This is a genomic window from Psychrobacter sp. K31L, assembly GCF_017942195.1.
GTDB lineage: Bacteria > Pseudomonadota > Gammaproteobacteria > Pseudomonadales > Moraxellaceae > Psychrobacter > Psychrobacter glaciei.
Genome location: NZ_JAGKSC010000002.1, coordinates 331,387 through 352,553, shown reverse-complemented (window position 1 = coordinate 352,553; position 21,167 = coordinate 331,387). Strand labels below are relative to the sequence as shown.

Here is a 21,167-nt window from a genome sequence, read left to right as displayed (position 1 = left end):
CATGAAAAAGCACAAAAAAAAGTTCGTATTGGCCGAAGCCACAGTCGATGACATTAATAAGCAATTGAAAATTAATATGTTTGTGATTGTTATTTTGGTATTGATGCTTATGCTTAATACGGCACAATTTACGAAAGATTATAGTGTCCTATATGGTGCGCTCATTGCCATCATGGCTTTTTTCCTCTTTATAATGGCTAAGAGTCGCACGTTGCTCAATATGAGAAAGCAAGAGCTTACCAAATAAACAATAAAGGTAAGCCACGCCTGAAAATTACTAGGAAGTGATTAACACGCTCTAGTAACGCATAACTTTTTTATACAACCATAACCACTTCTCACAACAGTTAAAAAATACTGGATGAATGAGCAAGATTTGAGACAACATTAAGGATGGTTAATGTCAGCTTATTACAACTTTATCAAACGTGAACAGCAAGACGATGGTGTGATGATCGCACACTATCAGCCCACCAAGAATGCCCAAGGCGCTTGGAATGAGCACGAGCAGCATATGGCACCAGCGACAGGATTACTGACCGCTGAGCTTAGTAGATTTGCTCCACAAGAGAATATGAGAATTGCCCGTATTAGTCTCGATATTTTGGGACTCATACCGCTCGATGAGTTTACTGTTACTACCCGTTGTATTCGTCCGGGTAGAACCATCGAGCTGGTTGAGTCGGTGCTGAGCAGTCGTGGCCGTGATGCTATTATTGCTCGTGCATGGCGCCTGATGACTCAAGACACCAGTGAGATTGCAGGGCTAGAGGATCAAATAGCACAGTACCAACCTGAAGAATTGGCGGTCTGGGATGGTATGAAAGGTTGGCCAGGTGGTTTTATTAAAACAGTGCGCTTAGTCACTGATGCTGATCGTCGCGCTGGGCGTGGTATGGTTTGGATCACCAATGATGTTGAGATGGTCGAGGGCGAACCGACAAATGATTTGGTGCATTTATTGGGTATGGTCGATACTGCCAATGGCGTCGTGCCACGACTTGGTCTCGGACTCTCAACGTTGGAGTGGATGTTTCCCAATACTGATTTGCAGATTCATATGCATCGCGCACCGCAAGGACGTTGGCTCGGCATTGACGCGGTACAACAGTATGGCGCTGATGGGATTGGGGTGACCAGCGCAGTGTTGCACGATATATATGGGCCGTTTGGTCGCAGCGAGCAGATTTTGACCATTCGTCCGATGCCACGTTAAATGTTGAGTAATTTTATTGTTTTAAAAAACAAAACAAAAATATGTATTTAATATATTTTACAGAATTATAGTAATCGGTTGTAATGGTGTCTATCAAGACAATATTACTGCACTGAAGGTTACTATGAATAAGAACAATCGTTTTTCAAAAAAATTGACTACTATTTGGGATTTATTGATAGAAGCTTACTCAGAATAAAGTTTAATATAGTCAGTTCAATATAATTTCGATACAAGGAAACCGAGTGCAAGTTATACATTAGTATGCTTAGCGAGGATGACGATGTAGCGGATTTATATAGACTTGACTATATGCCTTTTTAAATGATTATGTGAGTATATGGCTCACAAAAAACACCGCCTTAGCAAACTAAGACGGTGTTTTTTATTGAATAACCCTTTTGCGCTTGAAATTTTCTTCTATGCCCCTATTAGTATAAACAGCTTAACGGTATCCAACAGGCTAGCTTTGATAATGCTATTAAAGCGGTCTTGGCAGGTTCATCGTTATTTTATAATAAGTACTTAATAGAATTCAAAGGAGTGTTTTATGAGTGAAGCAACTCAAGCTAAAGGTCTGAATCCAGAATTAAAAAAACATACGTTTGAAGCGGAAGTGGCACAGTTGCTGCATTTGGTGACGCATTCGCTATATTCTAATGCCGATATCTTTGTCCGCGAGCTAGTATCAAATGCCTCTGATGCCTGCGATAAACTGCGTTTTGAAGGGACTAATGATGACAGTCTTTATGAAAACGATGGTGAGTTAAAAATTCGCATCGCCGTCGATGAAGATGCTAAAACGATTACCTTTACCGATAATGGTATTGGTATGAATGAAGCGGATGCCATCGAAAACTTAGGTACGATTGCTAAGTCTGGCACCAAAGCATTCTTAGACAAGCTTTCTGAGTCACAAAAGCAAGAAGGTCAATTAATCGGACAGTTCGGTGTTGGTTTCTATTCAGGCTTTATCGTGGCAGATACGATTAGCGTAGAATCACGCAAAGCGGGCGAGCCTGCAGATAAAGGCGTACGTTGGGTATCTGATGGCACTGGTAGCTTTACCGTTGAGCCTATTACCAAAGACGCGCGCGGTACTGCCATCACGTTGCATCTAAAAGAAGAGTACGTTGAAAGCGAAGACAGCTATCTAGACCGCGCCAAAATCAAGCGCTTGGTGAATAAATACTCTGACCATATCAGCCTACCGATTCAAATGCGTAAAGAAGTTTGGCAAGAAGACGTAGTCGATGACGAAACTGACAGCGCTGATGCACAAGCCTCTGCTGGCGGCGAAATGGTATTGACTGATGAATGGGAAACCATCAACAAGGCCAGTGCTCTGTGGACTCGCTCAAGCTCTGAGATTGAAGACGAGGAATACGTCGATTTTTATAAAAACATCTCTTATGACATGGATGCACCGCTGACGTGGACGCATAACCGTGTCGAAGGCCGCGTTCAGTATACGCAGCTGCTATACATTCCTAAAAAAGCGCCTGTAGATTTATATACTCGTGAGCAGCAGCATGGTCTCAAGCTTTACGTCAAGCGCGTCTTTATTATGGACGAGGCCGAGCAGTTGCTACCGATGTATCTACGCTTTGTCAAAGGGGTTATCGATTCAGCCGACTTGCCATTGAACGTCAGTCGCGAGCTATTGCAAGAATCGCGTGATGTGAAGTCTATCCGTGATGGTAATGCGCGTCGTATTTTGACCTTGCTGGCAAGTTTGGCCAATAGCGAAGACAGTGATAAGCAAGAGAAGTTCGCGCAGTTCTACGCCGAGTTTGGTGATGTCATCAAAGAAGGTCTGGGCGAGGACATGGGCAATCAAGAACGTATTGCCAAATTGCTACGTTATGCGACCAGCACGCAAGACAGTGTGACGACCAGCTTTGAAGACTATAAAGCGCGCATGAAAGACGGTCAAAAGGCCATCTATTACATAACGGCTGATAATTTGGCAGCGGCAAAGAATAGCCCGCAGCTTGAGTTGTTCAAGAAGAAAGGCATCGAAGTTATCTTGATGACCAGCCGTGTCGATGAATGGGCGATGAACTTCTTAACCTCATTTGATGAGACACCGCTACAAAATATCGCCAAAGGCGCGGTTGATTTGGGTGATTTGCAAGACGAGGCCGAAAAAGCCGAAGCCGAAAAAGCCGAAGAAACCATGAAGCCTGTGGTTGGTAAGCTAAAAGCAGCGTTAGGCGAGCGTGCGAAAGACGTGAAAGTGTCTACGCGCTTGGTTGATAGCCCAGCCTGTTTGGTCGTTGGTGAAGGTGAGTTGTCGCCGCAAATGATTCAAATGCTTCAGCAAATGGGTCAAGATGTACCAGCGAGTAAGCCAACGCTTGAAGTTAACCCTGATCATCCATTGATTAAGAAGTTAGAGGGTAGCGAGCAATCTGATGTTGATTTTGACAAGCTGGCGCAAGTCATCTTTGATCAAGCATTGCTAGCGGATGGCGGTCAATTAGACGATCCAGCAGCTTACCTAAAACGCGTCAATGAGTTATTGATGAGATAGTATTGAGTCGTTGATACAGAAGGAGGTCTTGTATTCAAGGCCTCCTTTTTTTAATTGATTTTCGGTCAGATTTGAGCGATTTTTTACAAATCAGCCTTATCCTCTTGACCGACAATCCGTTACAATCGCGTTAGATTGGCGAGCCATACTATTGACTCATGCTATTCGTTTTTTTGCTTATTCTATAGTGAATCAAACATAACGTCGCTGTGTGTAAGCCGCGCAAAAAATGTAAATAAATAACATTGAACGGCTGCTGCATCAAAATACTTATCATTGATTCACTTTATTTCTTTCGACTGGCTAGAGGTCTAAGTCTTTGTCACTTACGTCGCTAAAAACCGTATCGCTTCAGCGCTTTTCACTCAATTTCGCTGCCAATATTATTGCAACTTTATGGATGCTAGTGGGGTCAACGCGCGCATTTTCTTGGGTTAAGCCCACCTTTATTCAGTTTGCGGTCTTCGCACTATTGGCACTTGGTAGTAACGTGCTTTTCTCATGGCTGGCTGCTGAAGGCGGCAGTATTTTTAATGAGCAAGGATTGGTCAGCTATCTCATTTGGCCGATGATTATTTTATTGAGTGGCATTATTTTGGCACGGCGAGCGGGCAATCAAGCGCTGGTTTTTGTGCCTGTGGTGCTATGGTTGGTTGCTGACACCTTGTCGGCATTGTTACAAAGTCTGGTGCAGTTTTTTGGCAGTTATGGTTGGCTGCCGGACTGGAGTTATTCATTTTTACCCATTCTGTTTTTAGTGCTGTTCTTATGGCAGACGCTTGCCTTATTGTGGATTTTTTCTCGTCGCATGCGCACGCCATGGTGGGAGCGTATTATTGTGCTCGTAGGCGCAGTGGCGCTGTTGACTATTTGGCAGCGTAATGTCGCTGACCAACCCATATTTAAGCAAATTCCTGTAGAGCCGGTGTTAGAAGAGGCTGCATTGTACGAGCAGCCACGTCTGTTGCAACAAGCGCTTGATGGCATTGATCCAAGTATCGATGGCAAGACTGACTGGTACTTTATGGGTGTGGCTGGGTTCTCTGATCAAAATGTTTTTCGCTCCGAGATTAATAAAGTACGTGAGCTGTTCGATGTGCGCTTTGGCACCAGCGGTCATTCGCTCTCACTCATTAATAATCAGTACAGCTGGCTCGATGAACCAATTGCGACTAAGACCAGTATTTTGCGCGGCTTAAAAAGAATTGGTCGGCAGATGAATGCCGATGAAGATGTGCTATTTCTCACGCTATCCTCACACGGTACTGAAGATATCGTGCAATTGGCGAATCCACCGCTTGCGATAGATAATTTAGATGCTACCTGGTTGCGTGAATCTTTGGATGCTTCAGGTATTCGCTGGCGTGTCATCGTCGTATCAGCGTGTTACTCAGGCTCGTTCATCGATGAATTGGCCTCACCGACCACAGTGGTGATTACTGCCTCAGCAGCTGATAAAGCTTCGTTTGGCTGCACCAATACGGCAGAAATGACTTATTTTGGGCAAGCGTTCTTTGCTGAAAGCCTGCGTGAAAATACCAGCTTCGAATCTGCCTTTAAGGATGCCCGCTTACGAGTGACTGAGCGCGAGAGTGTGATGGGTTTTGAGCCATCAGAGCCACAGATGGTGATTGGTAGCCTAATGGAGACGGCGCTACCTGCGTTTGAGCAAGTATTGTTTGATAAAACCCGTCCACCAGTCGCTAGCATTACGAATAATGCGGGCTCTACTACCGTTAATATTTTACCCAGTAATACTGCAAACATCGCTTCCAACAGTACCTCTAACTTGCCAGTGGATGCTACCAGTGATATTGATTAAAATTTGAGCGTTATTTGACTTGTTATCAATGTGCTTTTTGCCTTATAAAGCGCTTTTTATAAGTCATCGTTTATTTTACCTTGGACAAAGAGGAAGTTACTCATGAATAATACTTATAATAAAAGCTTGTCTGCTAACAGCCAGCTCACGCAAAAGAGTGTGAACCGCTGCTTTGATGGCGAGCAGCATTACTATAGTCATCAATCGACAGCGACGAAAACGCCGATGACGTTCAGTATTTATCTGCCTGATGAAGCGCTCGCAGGGCGGTTATGTCCTGCCGTTTTATATCTATCGGGTCTGACCTGTAATGCTGATAACGTCACCCATAAAGCGCATTTTCAACAAAAATGTAGCGAGCTTGGTATGATATTTATTGCTCCAGATACCTCTCCTAGAACTGGTAAAGGCAGTGACGGTGACAGTAGTGAAGTGCCGAACGATGAACGCTATTTTGTCGGTCAAGGCGCAAGCTACTATGTGGATGCGACACAACAGCCGTGGGCAGAGCATTTCAATATGCAAAGCTATATCGTCGATGAGCTATACGATTTGCTGCGCTCAGAATTTCCCATTCATAGCATGGGTATCACTGGACACTCCATGGGCGGTCACGGGGCGTTACTGTTGGGTTTTAAATTCCCAAGTAAGTTTGTCAGTGTCTCCGCCTTATCGCCCGTCTGTGCTGCCAGTGAGTCGGCATGGGGGCAAGCCGCCTATACTGAGTATTTCGGCGATGACCAATCACTATGGTCGCAAGCCGATGCATCGAAGATGATCGAAAAGGTCGGTCAACAGTATGCCAGTATCTTGGTCGATCAAGGCGCTGCGGATAATTTTTTAGCAGAAGGTCAGTTGCAAACAGTCAAACTTCAAGACGCTTGTACAAAAGCCAAGCAGCCTTTAACATTGCGTTATCAGGCAGGTCATGACCATAGTTATTATTTTATTCAGAGCGTTATCAACGACCATATCGAACATCATTGGCGCATGGCACAACTTAGCTAAGCGTCGATATCGAACTCTTTTCACTAAGCCGCTTAACACGCGCTAATGTTTAAAAGGTAAAATTATGGCAAGTTATCAAGATTTAACAGTATCTAATTCCGATGCGAACTCAATACGTGATACCCATTCAATAAATGACACCTATTCAGAGTCTAAAAATGCGCAATCAGCGCTGGCAACCATGCAAGCTGATATGGATGCGGCGCTAAAAAATAAGCAGCATAGTAACAGTGATCCAGTCTCTAAAGCTAACTCAGATGAGTTCATCGCAAAAAATATCAATGACGCTGGTGACAGAGTACTTGATGAGACCCAAGTCTCACGAGTGATAGAGATGGCATGGGAAGACAGAACACCATTTGGTGCTATCGAGCATAGCTACGGTCTTAATGAAGCTGGCGTGATTAAGCTCATGCGCCAAGAGCTAAAGCCGTCGTCTTTTCGATTATGGCGTCAGCGCGTGAGCAACCGCGCTACCAAACATCAAGCGAAACGAGATTTTGGCGTTGGTCGTGCTTATTGTAAAACCCAATATAAACAGCGCTAGTGGTTTGACTCCTTAAGATTATTGCTTTAAAGGCTTAAGTTTTTTAAGTCAGTTCTTAGTATTCTTTTATTCCAACAAAATTAGGTAGCTCAATTATGATCAGTCCTTCTAAACCATATCTTATTGCACCGTCGATACTCTCAGCTGATTTTGCACGTTTAGGCGAAGAAGTTGAAAAGGTATTAGAGTCAGGTGCCGATGTGATTCATTTTGATGTAATGGATAATCATTACGTACCCAATTTGACGTTTGGTAGTATGATTTGTAAGGCACTGCGTGACTATGGCATTGATGCACCTATCGACGTACATCTGATGGTGTCACCTGTCGATAGTATGATTGAGCAGTTTTTGGAAGCGGGTGCGAGTATTATTACTTTTCATCCAGAAGCCAGTGGACACATTGATCGTTCGTTGCAGCTCATTAAAGATGGTGGTGCTGAATGTGGTCTGGTATTGAACCCAGCAACGCCATTACATTATCTCGACTATGTCATGGATAAAGTGGATCAGATTTTACTGATGAGTGTCAATCCTGGCTATGGTGGTCAGTCGTTTATTGAAGGTACTTTGGACAAGGTGCGCCAAGTTCGTCAACGAATCATTACCAGTGGTCGTGATATTAGGTTAGAAGTCGATGGTGGTGTCAAAGCCAGTAATATCCGAGCCATCGCTGAAGCGGGCGCTGATATGTTTGTCGCTGGTTCTGCGATATTTAATCAAGAAGACTATAAGGCTGCTATCGATGCCATGCGTGTAGAGCTTGCATTGGCCAATAACAGTTAATGACTGCTAATAACTGCCGTATGACGTGATAGCAAAATTGACCCAATACCACTGGGGCAAAAAAGTATTAACATGTGCTGTATAACTTATAATGATGCCTAACAGCAAGTTCCGTAAAGGTAGGTGAAATATGGACACAAAAAATTCAATCAACTCGTCAGCATCACCTGAACCAGTGGCAAGCACAGCGCAGCAACGCAGTTTAGTACCAAAAGGTATTACCATTGGCTTGGCTATGTTTGCGCTTGTCTTAAGCTTGGCAGGTTACGGCTTTCGTCTCATGGTAGGTGATGATACTGGAGAAGTATTACGCCACGCTGCGGTCATCGTGCCTGCATTTATGCTGGGTATTCCGCTGTTATTCTGGATAGGGTCACGCATATTTAACAAGGTCAAAGGCACACATATAGAAGGCTGGAATGCGATTAGCTTGGGCTACTTAACCTCTTGTATATCGATACTATGGTTGATGGGCACTTATAGTTAATTTTTTAGTCGCCAAGATGAAGTTGCTGAATAGCTATAACCTTATGAATATAACGTGGCAATATTTTTTATAAGCGGTTTTTACACACTTTTTCATCATTAAGTCATGCTCTATAAGCATGACTGGAATTTTACATGCGAATCATACCGACCAAGATTGCTAACATTATTTATCCAAAAGACTTACCAAATGGTTTATTTACCAGCTTAATTATCGCGTGTCTGCTGTTAGGGCTGGCATCACTGCGTCATGGTACAGATTTTCAAGGCTGGCTAAATGTCATCGAAAACTGGCTGCTTATGCTGTTAATATTTCCGACTGCCACCGCCACCGTTGCCTTACCGTTCAAATATCGAGATCCAACGCTAGAGTTAAAGCTCATGTATTACCTTGGCATGTTTGTGGCTTTCTTATTCACCATCGCAAAACTACGCTATTGGCGTTAATTGGTTTGCAGCGTCAGCAGGCGAAAGTTGCATTGATATGTAAGACTTGCGTGACAGCCCTTGAATTCTAAGGTCAAAGCGTCCATTGTATGAGTAAGATAGTTTTACCCGCGTTACTGTCAAATGCTAGCTTTATTAAATGAATTATTAGGGTTTCTTTGCAGCGATAAACGGGATAATAAGGATAACGTGAATGCCATACGACATTGATAATGAAATAGAAGTAGACAACGAAAGTACCGATCAATTTGCAGGATTTGCCAAAGAGACCACACTCGAGCTAGTAGAGGCGGATGATGGTCGATTGTTATTGCGTGACGCTGAACAAGATGAAGCGCCGCTGATGACCATTGATTTTTCTGAAAAACTAAAAGAGTTGCTTGGTAGTGATACGCAAGCGATAGGTCAGCACATGATTCATGCAGCGATTCAGGTCATTATGCAAAAGCAGATGAGCCAATGGCATGCGCATGTCTATGATAAAGAGCCAACACACTACAGTTAATCTGCATGGCTGTTTCTGCATGGCTATTAATAATAGCGAGCAAGTTAGTAAAGCAAGTTAAGCACAAATAGTCAAAACGTCAACAATAAAAAAGGGTATATCAATTGATATACCCTTTTTTTGTTCAAATAACAGCAATTATTTGATTTTAGCTTCTTTAAAGATCACATGCTGGCGTACTTTTGGATCAAACTTTTTGATTTCCATTTTGCCAGGCATAGTGCGCTTGTTTTTGGTAGTGGTGTAGTAATACCCAGTACCAGCAGTTGATACTAACTTAATTTTATCTCTCATGATAGCTTTCCTGTAAATGAGGGGTCTTCAAACGATAGGTACGGATCTAAAGAATTAAGTGGCTACAATAAATGTAGCAGAATGGTAGCTTAAGTAACAAAGATAATCGATGTCCTTAAGCTACCAGTCGTCACTTATACTTTTTGACCTTGTGCGCGCATATCTGCTAACACTTTGTCGATACCAAGTTTGTCAATGGTGCGCATACCTTTGGTAGACACACGTAGACGTACAAAACGATTTTCAGACTCTACCCAAAAACGATGGTTATGAAGGTTTGGTAGAAAGCGACGACGGGTTTTGTTGTTTGCGTGCGAAACATTATTACCCACCATAGGGCGCTTTCCAGTCACTTGGCAAACTCTAGACATGGCGAACTCCTAATCTATGAGGTATGAGTTTTTCTCATACCAGTCTGGGCAAGTTGCACGTATTTGCGGCATGGACACAGCAAGCGGCAGCTTTGCACCAAACAAAACTATATGAAGGTTGAGCTGATATGACTGTCATCTAAAGGCAAATAACAGGCTAACCAATTCAGAAAATTTTAAAGCCGACATTTATACCATAAAAGTAATGAATACTCAAATATTTTTATGATAATTGTCTGCTTCAACGCGAGCTATTATACCTGAATTGAGGGAACTATGTGATTGATTATTTAACGGTAAAGGTTAATTTTTAGTTGTAAGTTATAACAAAAGTCAGTAAAGTTGCTGTTATAAAATTAATACAATCTGTTAATACAACTGGCTTTAATGTAAATCTATGTATCATTGCCAATCTATTAAGATTCTGTGTAATGTTATTTTACTTATTTGCTCGAAAAAATTACTGCTCATGCGGAGTTCAAAACATGTCATATAGCTCATTACCCCTTACATCTAAGTTGTTTCAGCTCACTTCTTTGACTTGCGCATTGGCACTAGCAGGTTGCGGCGGTGGCGGCGATAGTGACACAGTAGACTCTATTGCACCTGCACCTGATTTGGGTGTGACGCAACCTGGCACGGGTGATAATGGTAACAATGGTGGCGGTGAGCAAGTCCCAAGTGTTGAACCTGATTTCTTTTTACAAAAGCTCAGTACAGCGCCTACTATCATTGAGCTATCCAATGAGCAAACGAACTTTAGTGTCACTGTCAAAGCTGCCGAAGTGAGTTCTGGTGGCGCGATGGCTGGTAAAGCAGTGACCTTGCAAGTAGTCAATTCTGAAACTAATGGTATTACCATCGAGGGCCAGAGTACCCAAACGACTGATAATGACGGTAATGCTGTATATACGCTTAAGCTCAACCCGCAAGCTGTCGCTGATAAAGATAGGCTAATAGCAGAAGGCTTTACTTTAGTGGCGACTGCCAATAAAGCAGATGGTACAGCTATCGCACCGCAAGAGTTAAAAGTTTCGGTAAGTAGAGAAGGCAGTGGTGATGGTACTCAAGTTATCGAAAGTGAGCTTGATATAAGTACTTCGTTGACTACCAGTTCAGTCTCCAATAACGTCTTAAACGTATATGGTGACACAGCAACCCTTAGTGTGATTGCCAAAAATAGCAAGGGTGCTCGTGTCAAAGACGTAGCGGTTGGTTTGGGTATTGCCAACGTCAAAGGAGTTGCTATCGTTGGTGGTAGTACTACAGTTACTGATGCTAACGGTTTAGCTACTTTCACGATTCAAGTTGATGATAAATTATCAGTCGCTGATCGTACAGCGCTAGTAGGTAAAACCATCGCTTATGCTATCAATATTGCAGAAGAAAATGGTGCTACTAAAGAAACCAAAGGTGAGTTTAAAGCCGCGCTCCCCGTTTCTGATTATGCTTTAACAGTGATTGGTAGTTCTAGTCGTCTTAGTGCTTATGGTGACAGCCAAACTATTGCTATTACTGCTACTGCCAAAAATTCCAAAGTACCGACAGCTATCAATGGATCAACGGCTACCATCAAACTTAATAATGGATTGACCGGAGTAAGCCTAAGCACTAATAAAGTGACTTTAGACGCTCAAGGCCAAGCCAATGTGACTTTGAATGTTGATGCTACTGTGAGCGCGGCTGACCGCAAAACTCTTATCAAAGACGGCATTAGTTATACGGTTGTTTTAACTGAGCCTAATCGTTCGTCAACCTCAAAAACAGCTTCTAGCACAGTTTATCTACCTACTGCAGAATATAAAATCAACTTTAATGAAAGCAATAAGAAGGAACTATCAAGCTCAGGTGGTAGTGCCGTTATTAGCTTCCGTGTCAACAATGATCGCGGCGGCATCATTGCAGGTCAGAAAATTACAGCAAGCTTACCGAAAGGCTTAGCTGATGCTGGTCTACTAACGCTACAGAATAACTCTGAGCAAGTAACAGATAGTAAAGGTGAAGTTAGCTACACAGTACGAGTGCCTAACAACTTGACAGAAGATCAGAAACTGCAGTTAGAAAAGGCGACAACATTTGCTTTAACAGCAAGCATCATAGAGTCTTCAGGAGTACCTAGCTCTGTCAGTAGCGAAAAGATTCGTATTGGTTCAGACATAGGCCAGAGCGATATCCAATTGTCAGTACAAAGCTTGCCTGCAACGGTTAGCGCGCTAGCAGAGCAGTTCAAATTGCAGGTTGCTGGTAAACGTAAGAACGGTAGTGCAGCAGTGGGTCGTACAGTCAAAGTAGTGTTAGATCAAAGTACAAGTACTGGAATTACTATTATCGGTAATGAGCTGATTACTGATAGTAGTGGAATAGCAGAATTTAGTATTGGCATCAGCAAAAACTTAACGCCAACGCAACGTGAAAATTTGATAAAGTCGGGCATTGGTTATACAGCGGTAATAACGGACGAGGATGGCACTCAGTCTAGGTTGCCAGGAAATATCAAAGTTGAGCAGCCAGTAACCAGCATTCAGTTTGCTTCTATTGCGACACCATCTATCAGTGAGCTAGGTGGTAATGGTAATATCAATGTTAAGCTTACGACTAAAGGTAGCAATGTTAAGCCAGTTTCAGATAAAGAAATTACTATTCAATTGGGAGCCAAGGCACTTAGTTATGGAGTCACTGTCACTCAGTCGGCGATGACTGACTTTAATGGTGATGCCTTATTTGCGGTTAATATACCAAGTGATCTAACAGCCGCTGAACGTGCCGACCTTAAAAGTACTGGTATTAACTATCAATTGTCTTATGTCGAAAACGGTATTGTCTATAACTCTGCAGCCACAAAAGTCACCATTATCACTCCAGTGGTCACTCTAAATATTCTGAATGCTACCAATAATATTAACAGCCAAGCAGGCTATATCCTCAATAACGTTGGTAGTAATGCTAGCATACAAGCCCAGTTGAATGACCAGTCTTCTGGTGAGCAAATTGCCAATCAGCCTATTAAGTTAGTGTTTAATAATAGTGCATTAGCAGGATTGCTGACGGTCAACGGTCAAATCGGCTCTTCTAATATCACTGCAAATACGAATGAAAATGGTCTCGTTAGCTTCAATGTCGTGGTTTCAAACGATCTGACTACTGAGCAAAAAGCTGCGCTAAGTACAGAAGTTTTGACAGCGACTTTGACTGAGACACTGACAGGTAAAAAGCAGCAAGTTAATGTCAAAGTCCAGTCTATGGCTTCTGCTATTTCTTTGCTTGTTAATTCATTAAAAGCTTTAAACTTAAACGGTGGTGAAACACAGATTGAAGTAGTGGCAAAAGACAAAAAAGGTAACGTAGTTACTGGTCAAAAAGTTTTCCTTGCACTGCCAGCTTCTGTTGCTAGTAAAGGAGTTACCTTGGTATCTGACAGTCAAACGACTGACAGTTCGGGTAAAGCTGTATTCACTATCGCCGTGCCAAATAACTTAACTGATGATCAAAAAACGAAAATCCATAATAATGGTAAAGGGTTCGAAATTGGGTTGTCAGCAGTTGATGCTAATAACAATATAGTGGCTAAATCTAGCACAGTCGAAACAGTGACTCCAGAATTAGGAGTGAACGAAGAAGTCCTAGCAATCGGCGCAAACAAAGTCGTTAATACGAAGGGTGATACCTTCAAGGTATTTGTGCGTGTACAGAATAAAAAGGGCAGTATTGCCAATCGTGAAGTAAGTTTAAATGTTGATGATCCTCTAAGAACAGGCGTTAGCGTTTCCAATGGTACTGCTAATACTAACAGTGATGGTGTGGCGACATTTAACCTGACACTTGAAAGTGGTGCTAACGTTAATCAAGCGATTTTAGAAGCTGGCATTCGTTTGACGGCGACCACAACGACTGCTGAAAATGTTGAGTTAGAGCAAAACTACATTGTCGCAGTAGATACTGCAACAATTGAGAGCTATCAGCTATTGGCATCATCTGATAAGCCAACATTGACTACAGGCGGCGACCAAACGCAAGCCTCGTTTGTCGTAACAGACAGTCAGGGCGGCATACTCATAGGCGTACCAGTACAGCTAAGTATCGAAAACTTAGAGTCAAGCGGTGCCGCACTGACCACATCAAGTACAGTTACAAGCGATGAGGCTGGTAGGGTTGATGTCGGTGTATTGTTGGCAGCCAACAGTATCAATGCTCGCCTAAATCACAGTGTCGTTATCAATGCTAAGATCGTCACGCCGCAATATGATGCTAATGGTACTGTCAGTATGCAAGTACGTGAACAAAAATCCCTAAGCTTATCTGCAATAGGGACTACGCTCACACTAACGGCATCTGAAACAAACCTAAAAGATAATAGTACGACCACTTTGTCATCTATCTTAACGGATGGAGCAGGACGCGCGATTGCCAATGCCAAAGTAGAGCTTGTTGATAGCGAAGGTGAAGTCATTGCAGATGATATGACTACTGATACAGATGGTAAAGCCAGCTTTACTGTCAACGAAAGTGACTTGGTTTTTGATAATAACGGTAATTTACGTGTCTTCGTGAGAGCCTCGGGTGAGCGTGCATTAACGATCCAGCGCAGTACAAGTAGTGTTGATTTGGTCAAGGTATCGCAAGCAGGTATTAGCTTCATCAATATCGAAGACGTTTATGATGTCAATGTTGCCCAAAATATCAACATACAAATTCGTACTAACTCTACAGCCGAAGCGACTGCGTTGCTTGGTAAGCGTTTGGAAGTGCAGACGACGATTGGAACATTTGGCAATAATAGTGTCATCTCAACCAAAGCGATAACAGCTGCCAATATTCAAGGTAATATCATTACAGTTCCAGTCGTACTGACATCGACACTTGCTGGTACTGCAGTATTGCAAGCGACAGTGCTTGGTGAGATGAGCAATGGTCAGCTCAAGTATCAAACAACCGTAGATACGCGTTTTAGAGCCACCACGCCAGCTAAGATGTTGTTCCAAGCTGTCAAATCAGTCATCACGCCAGGCAGTAGCACTGAGCTTGTGGCAACGGTCAAAGATAAAAATGATGTGCCTGTTGAAGGGCAAACCGTGGTATTCAGTCGCGATGCTGATTCGTCAGCAGGACGTTTGTCTGCAGCCACTGCCATCACTGATAGCAAAGGTCAGGCACGTGTGGTGTATTTGGCAAACGCCAGCTCACCGATCAATGGGGTGACTATTAACGCTCGTCTACTGAGAGACCCTACCAATATTGGCAGTAAGCCTATTAATATTACCGTCTCAAAAGATGCGGTTTATACGACATTGACGTTCGCTAACAAGATATCCTCTGACGATATTTACTATACCGTACGTGGCTCGATATCGGTTATGGATGGCTCAGGAAAAGCGGTCGCTGACAAAGAGGTATCCATTAAATCTTATGCAGTTGAATATGCACAGGGTCGAGTGTGTTTACTTGATAGCAGTATCTTGTATCAAGAGGCTGATACTGTAGATGTAGATGGCAATGTCAATACGCCAGAACCTAAAACGTTCTCTGAGAAGACATCTGTCCTACTACAGTCTAACTGGATCACAAGTGAGGACAGCCCAGAATATAACTACATCTTAGATAACGATGATGATGTAAACAATAACACTGTACTTGATACTATTAATCCAGTCGCTATCATCGGCGGAACATTCGCTGACGACGGTTACTCGTTTGTGACGGATGAAGAAGGTCGTGCTGATTTCGAAATTCGCTATCCTATCCGCTATTCAAACTGGGTAAAAGTAAGGTTTGATGCCTCAACCTTCCTAAATGGGAGTGAGAATACTCAAAGTTTGAATTACTCGCTACCATATTTGGAAAGTGATTTAGATATCACTGGCGATACCTTATTCAGTCCTTGGATCGCTGATGCCAGTCCATTCGGTCCAGGCAACGCAACCTGTGTGAATAGCTTAAGTGTCAATATCAACGCTGAAAAAGATACCACGAAAGTTATACTTTCTCCATATCAGCCGAGCTATGCTGTATCGATAAATGGCATTAGCCCAGATGCACAGTCACAGGGTTATAACAGCTATATTGTAGACTTCAATCAAGCGTTCGAATTAGGCGCTACGTTAGGAATCGTTAGTAATGGCGCAGGTTTTACCAAAACCATCAAAGTCGAATAATACTAGCAATGAGTTGATAGGCTAAATGGCCCTATTACCAAAACCCCTAACCTCGCGTTGGGGGTTTTTACGTTATGAATCTTAATAACTAAAAACAACCAACTCAGTCAGCAAAATATCGTAAAAGCGACTAAAATAGCTGTTTTCTTATACTACGAATAGATTCTAAAACCAGTAGTAAATTTTGATTTATTTTTTAGATTGGGCGCACTATGTTAAGTAATAAGACATCAGATACCACAATAACAGCTTCATCTTCTAACAATACCTCTGTTAACCCTGCCATTGATACCGCTACTCTTTTGATTAAATGTAAAGATCAAGCCGGTATCGTACAAGCGGTATCCGAGTTTATTCATCGCTATGGTGGCAACATCATTACTCTTGATCAGTATTCAACCGCTCATGAAGGCGGACAGTATTTTATGCGCTTAGAGTTTGCGCTATCAGGGTTAAGCGACATCATTGATAATTTTGAAGCCAGCTTTGGGCATACGGTTGCCAAGCGTCACAATATGACTTGGCGCTTACACGATAATGCTATTCAAACCAAAGTCGGTATTTTGGTCTCCAAGTTTGATCACGCTTTATTAGATTTGTTATGGCGCCACCAGCGTGGATTGCTCGATTGCGAGATAACCTCTGTCGTTAGCAACCATGAAGATTTACGCCAAGCGGTAGAAAACTTTGGTATACCTTTTCATTATGTGCCAGTGACCAAGGACAATAAGGCAGAGGCAGAAGAGCAGATTCATGAGCTAATGGCAGGCAATGACTTGCTAGTATTGGCGCGCTATATGCAGATATTGTCGTCTGATTTTGTGAAGCGTTGGCCGATGCAAATTATCAATATCCATCATTCGTTCTTGCCAGCTTTCGTCGGTGCTGACCCGTATCGTCAAGCTTATGATAAAGGCGTCAAGCTTATCGGTGCGACTGCGCATTATGTCACTGCAGAATTGGATCAAGGGCCTATCATTGAGCAAGATGTGCACCGTGTCACGCATCGTCAAGGTGTGGTAGAGTTGCGGGCTATTGGTCGTGATATCGAGCGCAATGTGTTGGCACGTGCCGTCAACTGGCATGTGCAAAATCGCGTCATTGTGACCGGCAATAAAACAGTGGTTTTTAATTAGAGCGGTTTTAGAGTTAGAAGAAAGCATTAAAAATAGAGTTAATGAAAAGCCGCCAGTAGTATTATCTAATACTACTGGCGGCTCCGCTTGTAATCACATTACGGTTTTAAAGCTAAGTTTATAAAAGCATCTCTAACACAAATTTGCTGCCGACAAAGCCAATAGCCAGTAGGATAAAGGCATAAATGGTGATGTTAGCCGCACGTTTACCACGCCAGCCAGCGCGCCAATTACCGAACAGTAGCGCGCCAAATAACAACCAAGACAGCAGGCTAAACACGGTTTTATGCACGATATGCTGCGCCATCAAGTCTTCTACATAAATAAAGCCGATGCCCAGAGCAATACTAAGTAGGACAAAACCGACCAGCAGCATATCGAACAATAGACTCTCCATACTTTGCAGTGATGGCAGTTTATTGACCCAAAAGCGATGGATAGTTTGATGCTTCAGTTCACGGATTTGTAGCCGCAAAAATAGCGCTTGCAGCGCTGCCATCAGCAGCACACAATAGGCGGCCAGTGATAATAAGATATGCGCCTCAAGACCAACGCTAATATCCGTGAGCGGTTGATAAGGAGCGCGGCCGATATAGCCGATCGTCATGCCTATCAGGGCAGTCGGTGCTGCCAAAATGCCGAGGCTAAGAATGGGGCGATAAAGACAGAACAGCACATAAAAGAATAAGAAAAATAGACTGGTCAGGCTAAACACATTAAATAAATTAAAATTTAGCCCGTATAAGGTAACGACGTACGGATAGAGTAGCGTCGCGTGTGCGAGCATGCCGACCAATAGCAAGCCCAAACTGATGCTTTTATGGATAGGTTTATCCTGAATAAGCGCCCAGCCGATGTGGAAGCTGACGATGATATAAGCCATACTAGCAAGTAAGAATGCAAGGTGCACAGGTAAAAAGCCTCATCTCTTTATGAGCGTAAAATAGCCGCTCAATATAATGCTAAAGTGATCGTGTCAGAATGATTAGAATAATCGTCCAATTTATCATAAAATGGCAGCCAATTGAGTGTCATCTTATTTATTCCTCATAAATGCTGAGCGATGGCATGATAAATAAGATCTTGTATCGGTAACTGATGAGTTTACCCAGCAACTATTTTGCAAAACGTCTATAAGTTTTTAATCACCTTAATGCTATAGTATTGATAATATGCTGTTTTATTTGCTTAAATTGCGACCATTAACGTAAAAACACACCCTAATATTATTTATAAGCCATTGGCATGGTTTACCTAACAATTATTTTAATTGCGAATTATTTTAACTGAGAGTTATTTATGTTTGATACCTTAACAGAACGCTTATCGTCGAGCCTACGCAATATCGTAGGGACTGGGCAACTGACCGAAGACAATATCAAAGACACGCTGCGTGAAGTGCGCATGGCGCTGCTAGAAGCCGACGTGGCGCTACCAGTCACCCGTGACTTTGTAAAGCGCGTCAAAGAGCAAGCGCTTGGCGCAGAAGTGCTCAAAGAGTTGGCACCGGGGCAAGCCTTTGTCAAAATCGTCCACGATGAGCTGACGGAAATGATGGGCAGCGCCAATCAGCAGCTTGAAATGACAGGTAAGCCGCCAGTGGTTTATCTACTGGCTGGTTTGCAAGGTGCGGGTAAAACTACAACTGCCGGTAAATTGGCAAAGTTTTTACAAGAGCGTCATAAGAAAAAGGTGATGCTAGTCTCGGCTGACGTTTACCGTCCGGCAGCGATTGCCCAGCTTGAGCAAGTGGCTGGTCAAGTGAATGCTAAGTTTGTGAATTCAAGTACCGATGAAAACCCCATTGATATCGCACTACGCGCTATCGAAGAAGCCAAGATTCAATATCAAGATATTCTAATTATTGATACCGCTGGTCGTCTGCATATTGACGACAATATGATGGATGAGATCAAGGCGTTAACGGCAGCGGTCAATCCATCTGAGACCTTATTCGTCGTCGATGCGATGACCGGTCAAGATGCCGCCAATACTGCCAAAGCCTTTAACGATGCGTTGCCATTGACGGGTGTTATCTTAACCAAGACGGACGGCGATGCTCGCGGCGGTGCGGCGCTTTCTGTACGCGCCATTACTGGTAAGCCGATTAAGTTCTTAGGTCGTGGTGAAAAATTAGACGCGTTAGAGCTGTTCCATCCTGAACGTATTGCCCAGCGTATCCTTGGTATGGGTGACGTACTGAGTTTGGTTGAAGAAGTCGAGCAAAAAATCGACCGTGATAAAGCCGAAAAAATGGCGAAAAAGATGCAAAAGGGCGGTGATTTCGACCTTGAGGATCTTTTGACCCAGTTCCAACAAATGAAAAGCATGGGCGGCATGGCAGGTTTCTTAGATAAGATGCCAGGTATGGGCGGCTCAGACATGCAAAAAGCCGTTGAAGATGCCAAGCCAGAAGAAAAAGTGCGTGAAATGGAAGCGTTGATTAACTCGATGACGCCATTTGAGCGTAAAAACCCTGATAAGATTAACCCAAGCCGTAAGCGCCGTATCGCTGCTGGTTCTGGCCGCGAGATTCAAGACGTCAATCGTTTGCTCAAGCAGCACAAGCAAATGGCAAAAATGATGAAAATGATCTCCAAGCCTGAAGGCATCAGTAAAATGATGAAATCTATGCAAGGGTTGATGGGCGGCGGCGGTGCTGGTGGCGGCGGTGGCGGTCCTTTATTTGGTGGCGGTGGTCAGCAAGGCGGCGCTAAAGACGTCAACCCACAACAAATGGCGAAGCAAATGGGTCTGGATCCAAACAATATGCCAAGCACCGAAGAGATGCAAAAGCAAATGCAAGAAATGCAACATCAAGCACCAAAGGATTTCAAAAAGCGTTTTTAATTAATATCTGCTCGGATCAATAAGCCGTTTTAATGATAGCCCCATGGCAAAAATAGCCTTGGGGTTTTTTATGTCTGCTACATTCTGATGGATTAAGTATGAAAAACGCAGAAAGTCATAAAATTTGCTTATCCTAAATGCTATGATAGGCGCTGTTTTATAATGCTAAGCGAATAGGCTGAGGTGAAGATGTTTTTAGCAATGGATACCGTGTTTGATCAGTGTTCGATCGCGATTTTAGATGCCAGCGGTCAAGTGCTGTCGAGTCATACGGAGACGGGTAAACGCCAGCAAACCCAACAAATTCTGCCGATGATTGATGCCGCTTTGTCCGAGGCTAAGCTGAACCTTGCTGATTTGCAAGCCTTGATATTTAACCGTGGCCCTGGTGCCTTTAGCGGTATACGGATTAATACGGCAGTGGTACAAGCGTTGTCTGTCGCTCATGATATTCCTTGTGTGGGTGTCTCAAGCCTACAAGCGATTGCGCAAGCGGCGTATCAGAAATATGGTGTGACCAACGTGTATAGCGCCCTTGATGCCCGTATGCAGCAAGTTTACTTTGGGCAATATGTTGCAACAGGTAATCTGATGCAGGCAGTTAATCAAGAAAATGGTGAAGATACCGAGCAGCTGCTCGATTATGACAGCCAGACAGTGCTTAATATTCCTATTGCTGGTAATGGTGCATCGCTATTAGCATTACATGACGGTCAGATCATTCAGGCAGATATTCACCCTGATGCTACTGTGATAGGGCAGCTTGGTATTGCTCAGTTCGTGGCGACAGGTGGCACAGAAGCCTCGCAAGCTTTACCAAAGTACTTACGTAACCAAGCGTGGAAAACCCTTAAAGAGCAAGGTAAAGCATAGCCATTATTAGCGCTATATAAAATATAGTCAGTTCAATATAAAAAAGAAACAGTGTGACTGATATAAATTTTTTGTAGCCTCTGTCTGCGTAGGCACAGCAAGCAAGAAAAATTTGTACCAGTCACGCATTATAATGTCATGT

General features: G+C 43.2%; 17 protein-coding genes. 14 read left to right on the top strand and 3 right to left on the bottom strand.

Annotation, left to right across the window (positions count from 1 at the left end; all coding sequences use genetic code 11):
- The first annotated feature begins 1 nt into the window (after position 1).
- The 10 genes from J5X94_RS04625 to J5X94_RS04580 all read left to right on the top strand — a co-directional run bounded on the left by J5X94_RS04625 (position 2) and on the right by J5X94_RS04580 (position 9,352).
- Positions 2-247: a hypothetical protein gene (locus tag J5X94_RS04625; RefSeq protein WP_194619318.1), complete on the top strand. Its 246-nt coding sequence runs from the start codon at positions 2-4 to the stop codon at positions 245-247.
- 153 nt (positions 248-400) lie between these two features.
- Positions 401-1,216 carry a thioesterase family protein gene (locus J5X94_RS04620; RefSeq protein WP_210540402.1) on the top strand — a complete coding sequence of 272 codons (816 nt, stop codon included), beginning with the start codon at positions 401-403 and terminating at the stop codon, positions 1,214-1,216.
- A 550-nt stretch (positions 1,217-1,766) separates the two neighbouring features.
- Positions 1,767-3,752, top strand: coding sequence for a molecular chaperone HtpG (htpG, locus tag J5X94_RS04615; protein WP_210540400.1), 1,986 nt, complete (start codon positions 1,767-1,769; stop codon positions 3,750-3,752).
- A gap of 319 nt (positions 3,753-4,071) precedes the next feature.
- Positions 4,072-5,574 (top strand): C13 family peptidase, encoded by a 1,503-nt coding sequence (locus tag J5X94_RS04610; RefSeq protein ID WP_210540397.1) that lies wholly within the window; start codon positions 4,072-4,074, stop codon positions 5,572-5,574.
- A gap of 102 nt (positions 5,575-5,676) precedes the next feature.
- Positions 5,677-6,582: an S-formylglutathione hydrolase gene (fghA, locus tag J5X94_RS04605; protein ID WP_210540395.1), complete on the top strand. Its 906-nt coding sequence runs from the start codon at positions 5,677-5,679 to the stop codon at positions 6,580-6,582.
- Between the two features lie 277 nt (positions 6,583-6,859).
- Complete coding sequence (locus tag J5X94_RS14035; RefSeq protein ID WP_323128896.1) at positions 6,860-7,129, top strand: TIGR03643 family protein; 270 nt, start codon at positions 6,860-6,862, stop codon at positions 7,127-7,129.
- A gap of 95 nt (positions 7,130-7,224) precedes the next feature.
- On the top strand, positions 7,225-7,914 hold the full coding sequence (rpe, locus tag J5X94_RS04595; protein ID WP_189585381.1) for a ribulose-phosphate 3-epimerase: 690 nt from the start codon (positions 7,225-7,227) through the stop codon (positions 7,912-7,914).
- A gap of 130 nt (positions 7,915-8,044) precedes the next feature.
- Positions 8,045-8,401 carry a hypothetical protein gene (locus tag J5X94_RS04590; RefSeq protein WP_189585377.1) on the top strand — a complete coding sequence of 119 codons (357 nt, stop codon included), beginning with the start codon at positions 8,045-8,047 and terminating at the stop codon, positions 8,399-8,401.
- Positions 8,402-8,535: 134 nt separating this feature from the next.
- Positions 8,536-8,847 (top strand): hypothetical protein, encoded by a 312-nt coding sequence (locus tag J5X94_RS04585; RefSeq protein WP_010201409.1) that lies wholly within the window; start codon positions 8,536-8,538, stop codon positions 8,845-8,847.
- A 193-nt stretch (positions 8,848-9,040) separates the two neighbouring features.
- A complete protein-coding gene (locus J5X94_RS04580; RefSeq protein ID WP_010201404.1) occupies positions 9,041-9,352 on the top strand; it encodes a hypothetical protein in 312 nt (103 codons plus the stop codon).
- A gap of 138 nt (positions 9,353-9,490) precedes the next feature.
- Here J5X94_RS04580 and rpmG read toward each other — a convergent pair whose 3' ends face one another.
- Both rpmG and rpmB read right to left on the bottom strand, forming a co-directional pair.
- Entirely contained in the window at positions 9,491-9,646 is a 156-nt protein-coding gene (rpmG, locus tag J5X94_RS04575; RefSeq protein WP_010201403.1) for a 50S ribosomal protein L33, read from the bottom strand.
- Between the two features lie 134 nt (positions 9,647-9,780).
- Complete coding sequence (gene rpmB, locus J5X94_RS04570) at positions 9,781-10,017, bottom strand: 50S ribosomal protein L28 (RefSeq protein WP_010201401.1); 237 nt, start codon at positions 10,015-10,017, stop codon at positions 9,781-9,783.
- A gap of 485 nt (positions 10,018-10,502) precedes the next feature.
- Between rpmB and J5X94_RS04565 the strand changes: the two genes are divergently transcribed.
- Positions 10,503-16,166 (top strand): beta strand repeat-containing protein, encoded by a 5,664-nt coding sequence (locus tag J5X94_RS04565; protein ID WP_210540390.1) that lies wholly within the window; start codon positions 10,503-10,505, stop codon positions 16,164-16,166.
- A 212-nt stretch (positions 16,167-16,378) separates the two neighbouring features.
- Positions 16,379-17,302, top strand: a complete 924-nt coding sequence (gene purU, locus J5X94_RS04560) for a formyltetrahydrofolate deformylase (protein WP_010201397.1) — start codon at positions 16,379-16,381, stop codon at positions 17,300-17,302.
- A gap of 118 nt (positions 17,303-17,420) precedes the next feature.
- Here the strand turns inward: purU and J5X94_RS04555 are convergent, their stop codons facing one another.
- The gene (locus tag J5X94_RS04555) at positions 17,421-18,212 is read right to left on the bottom strand and encodes a cytochrome C assembly family protein (RefSeq protein ID WP_010201396.1); all 792 of its coding nucleotides are present in this window, start codon (positions 18,210-18,212) and stop codon (positions 17,421-17,423) included.
- A gap of 389 nt (positions 18,213-18,601) precedes the next feature.
- Between J5X94_RS04555 and ffh the strand changes: the two genes are divergently transcribed.
- Both ffh and tsaB read left to right on the top strand, forming a co-directional pair.
- On the top strand, positions 18,602-20,152 hold the full coding sequence (gene ffh / locus J5X94_RS04550) for a signal recognition particle protein (RefSeq protein WP_189585371.1): 1,551 nt from the start codon (positions 18,602-18,604) through the stop codon (positions 20,150-20,152).
- 189 nt (positions 20,153-20,341) lie between these two features.
- Positions 20,342-21,025, top strand: a complete 684-nt coding sequence (gene tsaB, locus J5X94_RS04545; RefSeq protein WP_210540388.1) for a tRNA (adenosine(37)-N6)-threonylcarbamoyltransferase complex dimerization subunit type 1 TsaB — start codon at positions 20,342-20,344, stop codon at positions 21,023-21,025.
- The last annotated feature ends 142 nt before the right edge of the window (positions 21,026-21,167 follow it).

Coding starts and splice junctions, on each gene's coding strand:
- purU (WP_010201397.1), top strand. CDS start 16,379: ATGTTAAGTAATAAGACATCAGATACCACAATAACAGCTTCATCTTCT.
- J5X94_RS04580 (WP_010201404.1), top strand. CDS start 9,041: ATGCCATACGACATTGATAATGAAATAGAAGTAGACAACGAAAGTACC.
- fghA (WP_210540395.1), top strand. CDS start 5,677: ATGAATAATACTTATAATAAAAGCTTGTCTGCTAACAGCCAGCTCACG.
- ffh (WP_189585371.1), top strand. CDS start 18,602: ATGTTTGATACCTTAACAGAACGCTTATCGTCGAGCCTACGCAATATC.
- J5X94_RS04590 (WP_189585377.1), top strand. CDS start 8,045: ATGGACACAAAAAATTCAATCAACTCGTCAGCATCACCTGAACCAGTG.
- rpe (WP_189585381.1), top strand. CDS start 7,225: ATGATCAGTCCTTCTAAACCATATCTTATTGCACCGTCGATACTCTCA.
- rpmG (WP_010201403.1), bottom strand. CDS start 9,646: ATGAGAGATAAAATTAAGTTAGTATCAACTGCTGGTACTGGGTATTAC.
- J5X94_RS04620 (WP_210540402.1), top strand. CDS start 401: ATGTCAGCTTATTACAACTTTATCAAACGTGAACAGCAAGACGATGGT.
- rpmB (WP_010201401.1), bottom strand. CDS start 10,017: ATGTCTAGAGTTTGCCAAGTGACTGGAAAGCGCCCTATGGTGGGTAAT.
- J5X94_RS04625 (WP_194619318.1), top strand. CDS start 2: ATGAAAAAGCACAAAAAAAAGTTCGTATTGGCCGAAGCCACAGTCGAT.
- J5X94_RS04565 (WP_210540390.1), top strand. CDS start 10,503: ATGTCATATAGCTCATTACCCCTTACATCTAAGTTGTTTCAGCTCACT.
- tsaB (WP_210540388.1), top strand. CDS start 20,342: ATGTTTTTAGCAATGGATACCGTGTTTGATCAGTGTTCGATCGCGATT.
- htpG (WP_210540400.1), top strand. CDS start 1,767: ATGAGTGAAGCAACTCAAGCTAAAGGTCTGAATCCAGAATTAAAAAAA.
- J5X94_RS04585 (WP_010201409.1), top strand. CDS start 8,536: ATGCGAATCATACCGACCAAGATTGCTAACATTATTTATCCAAAAGAC.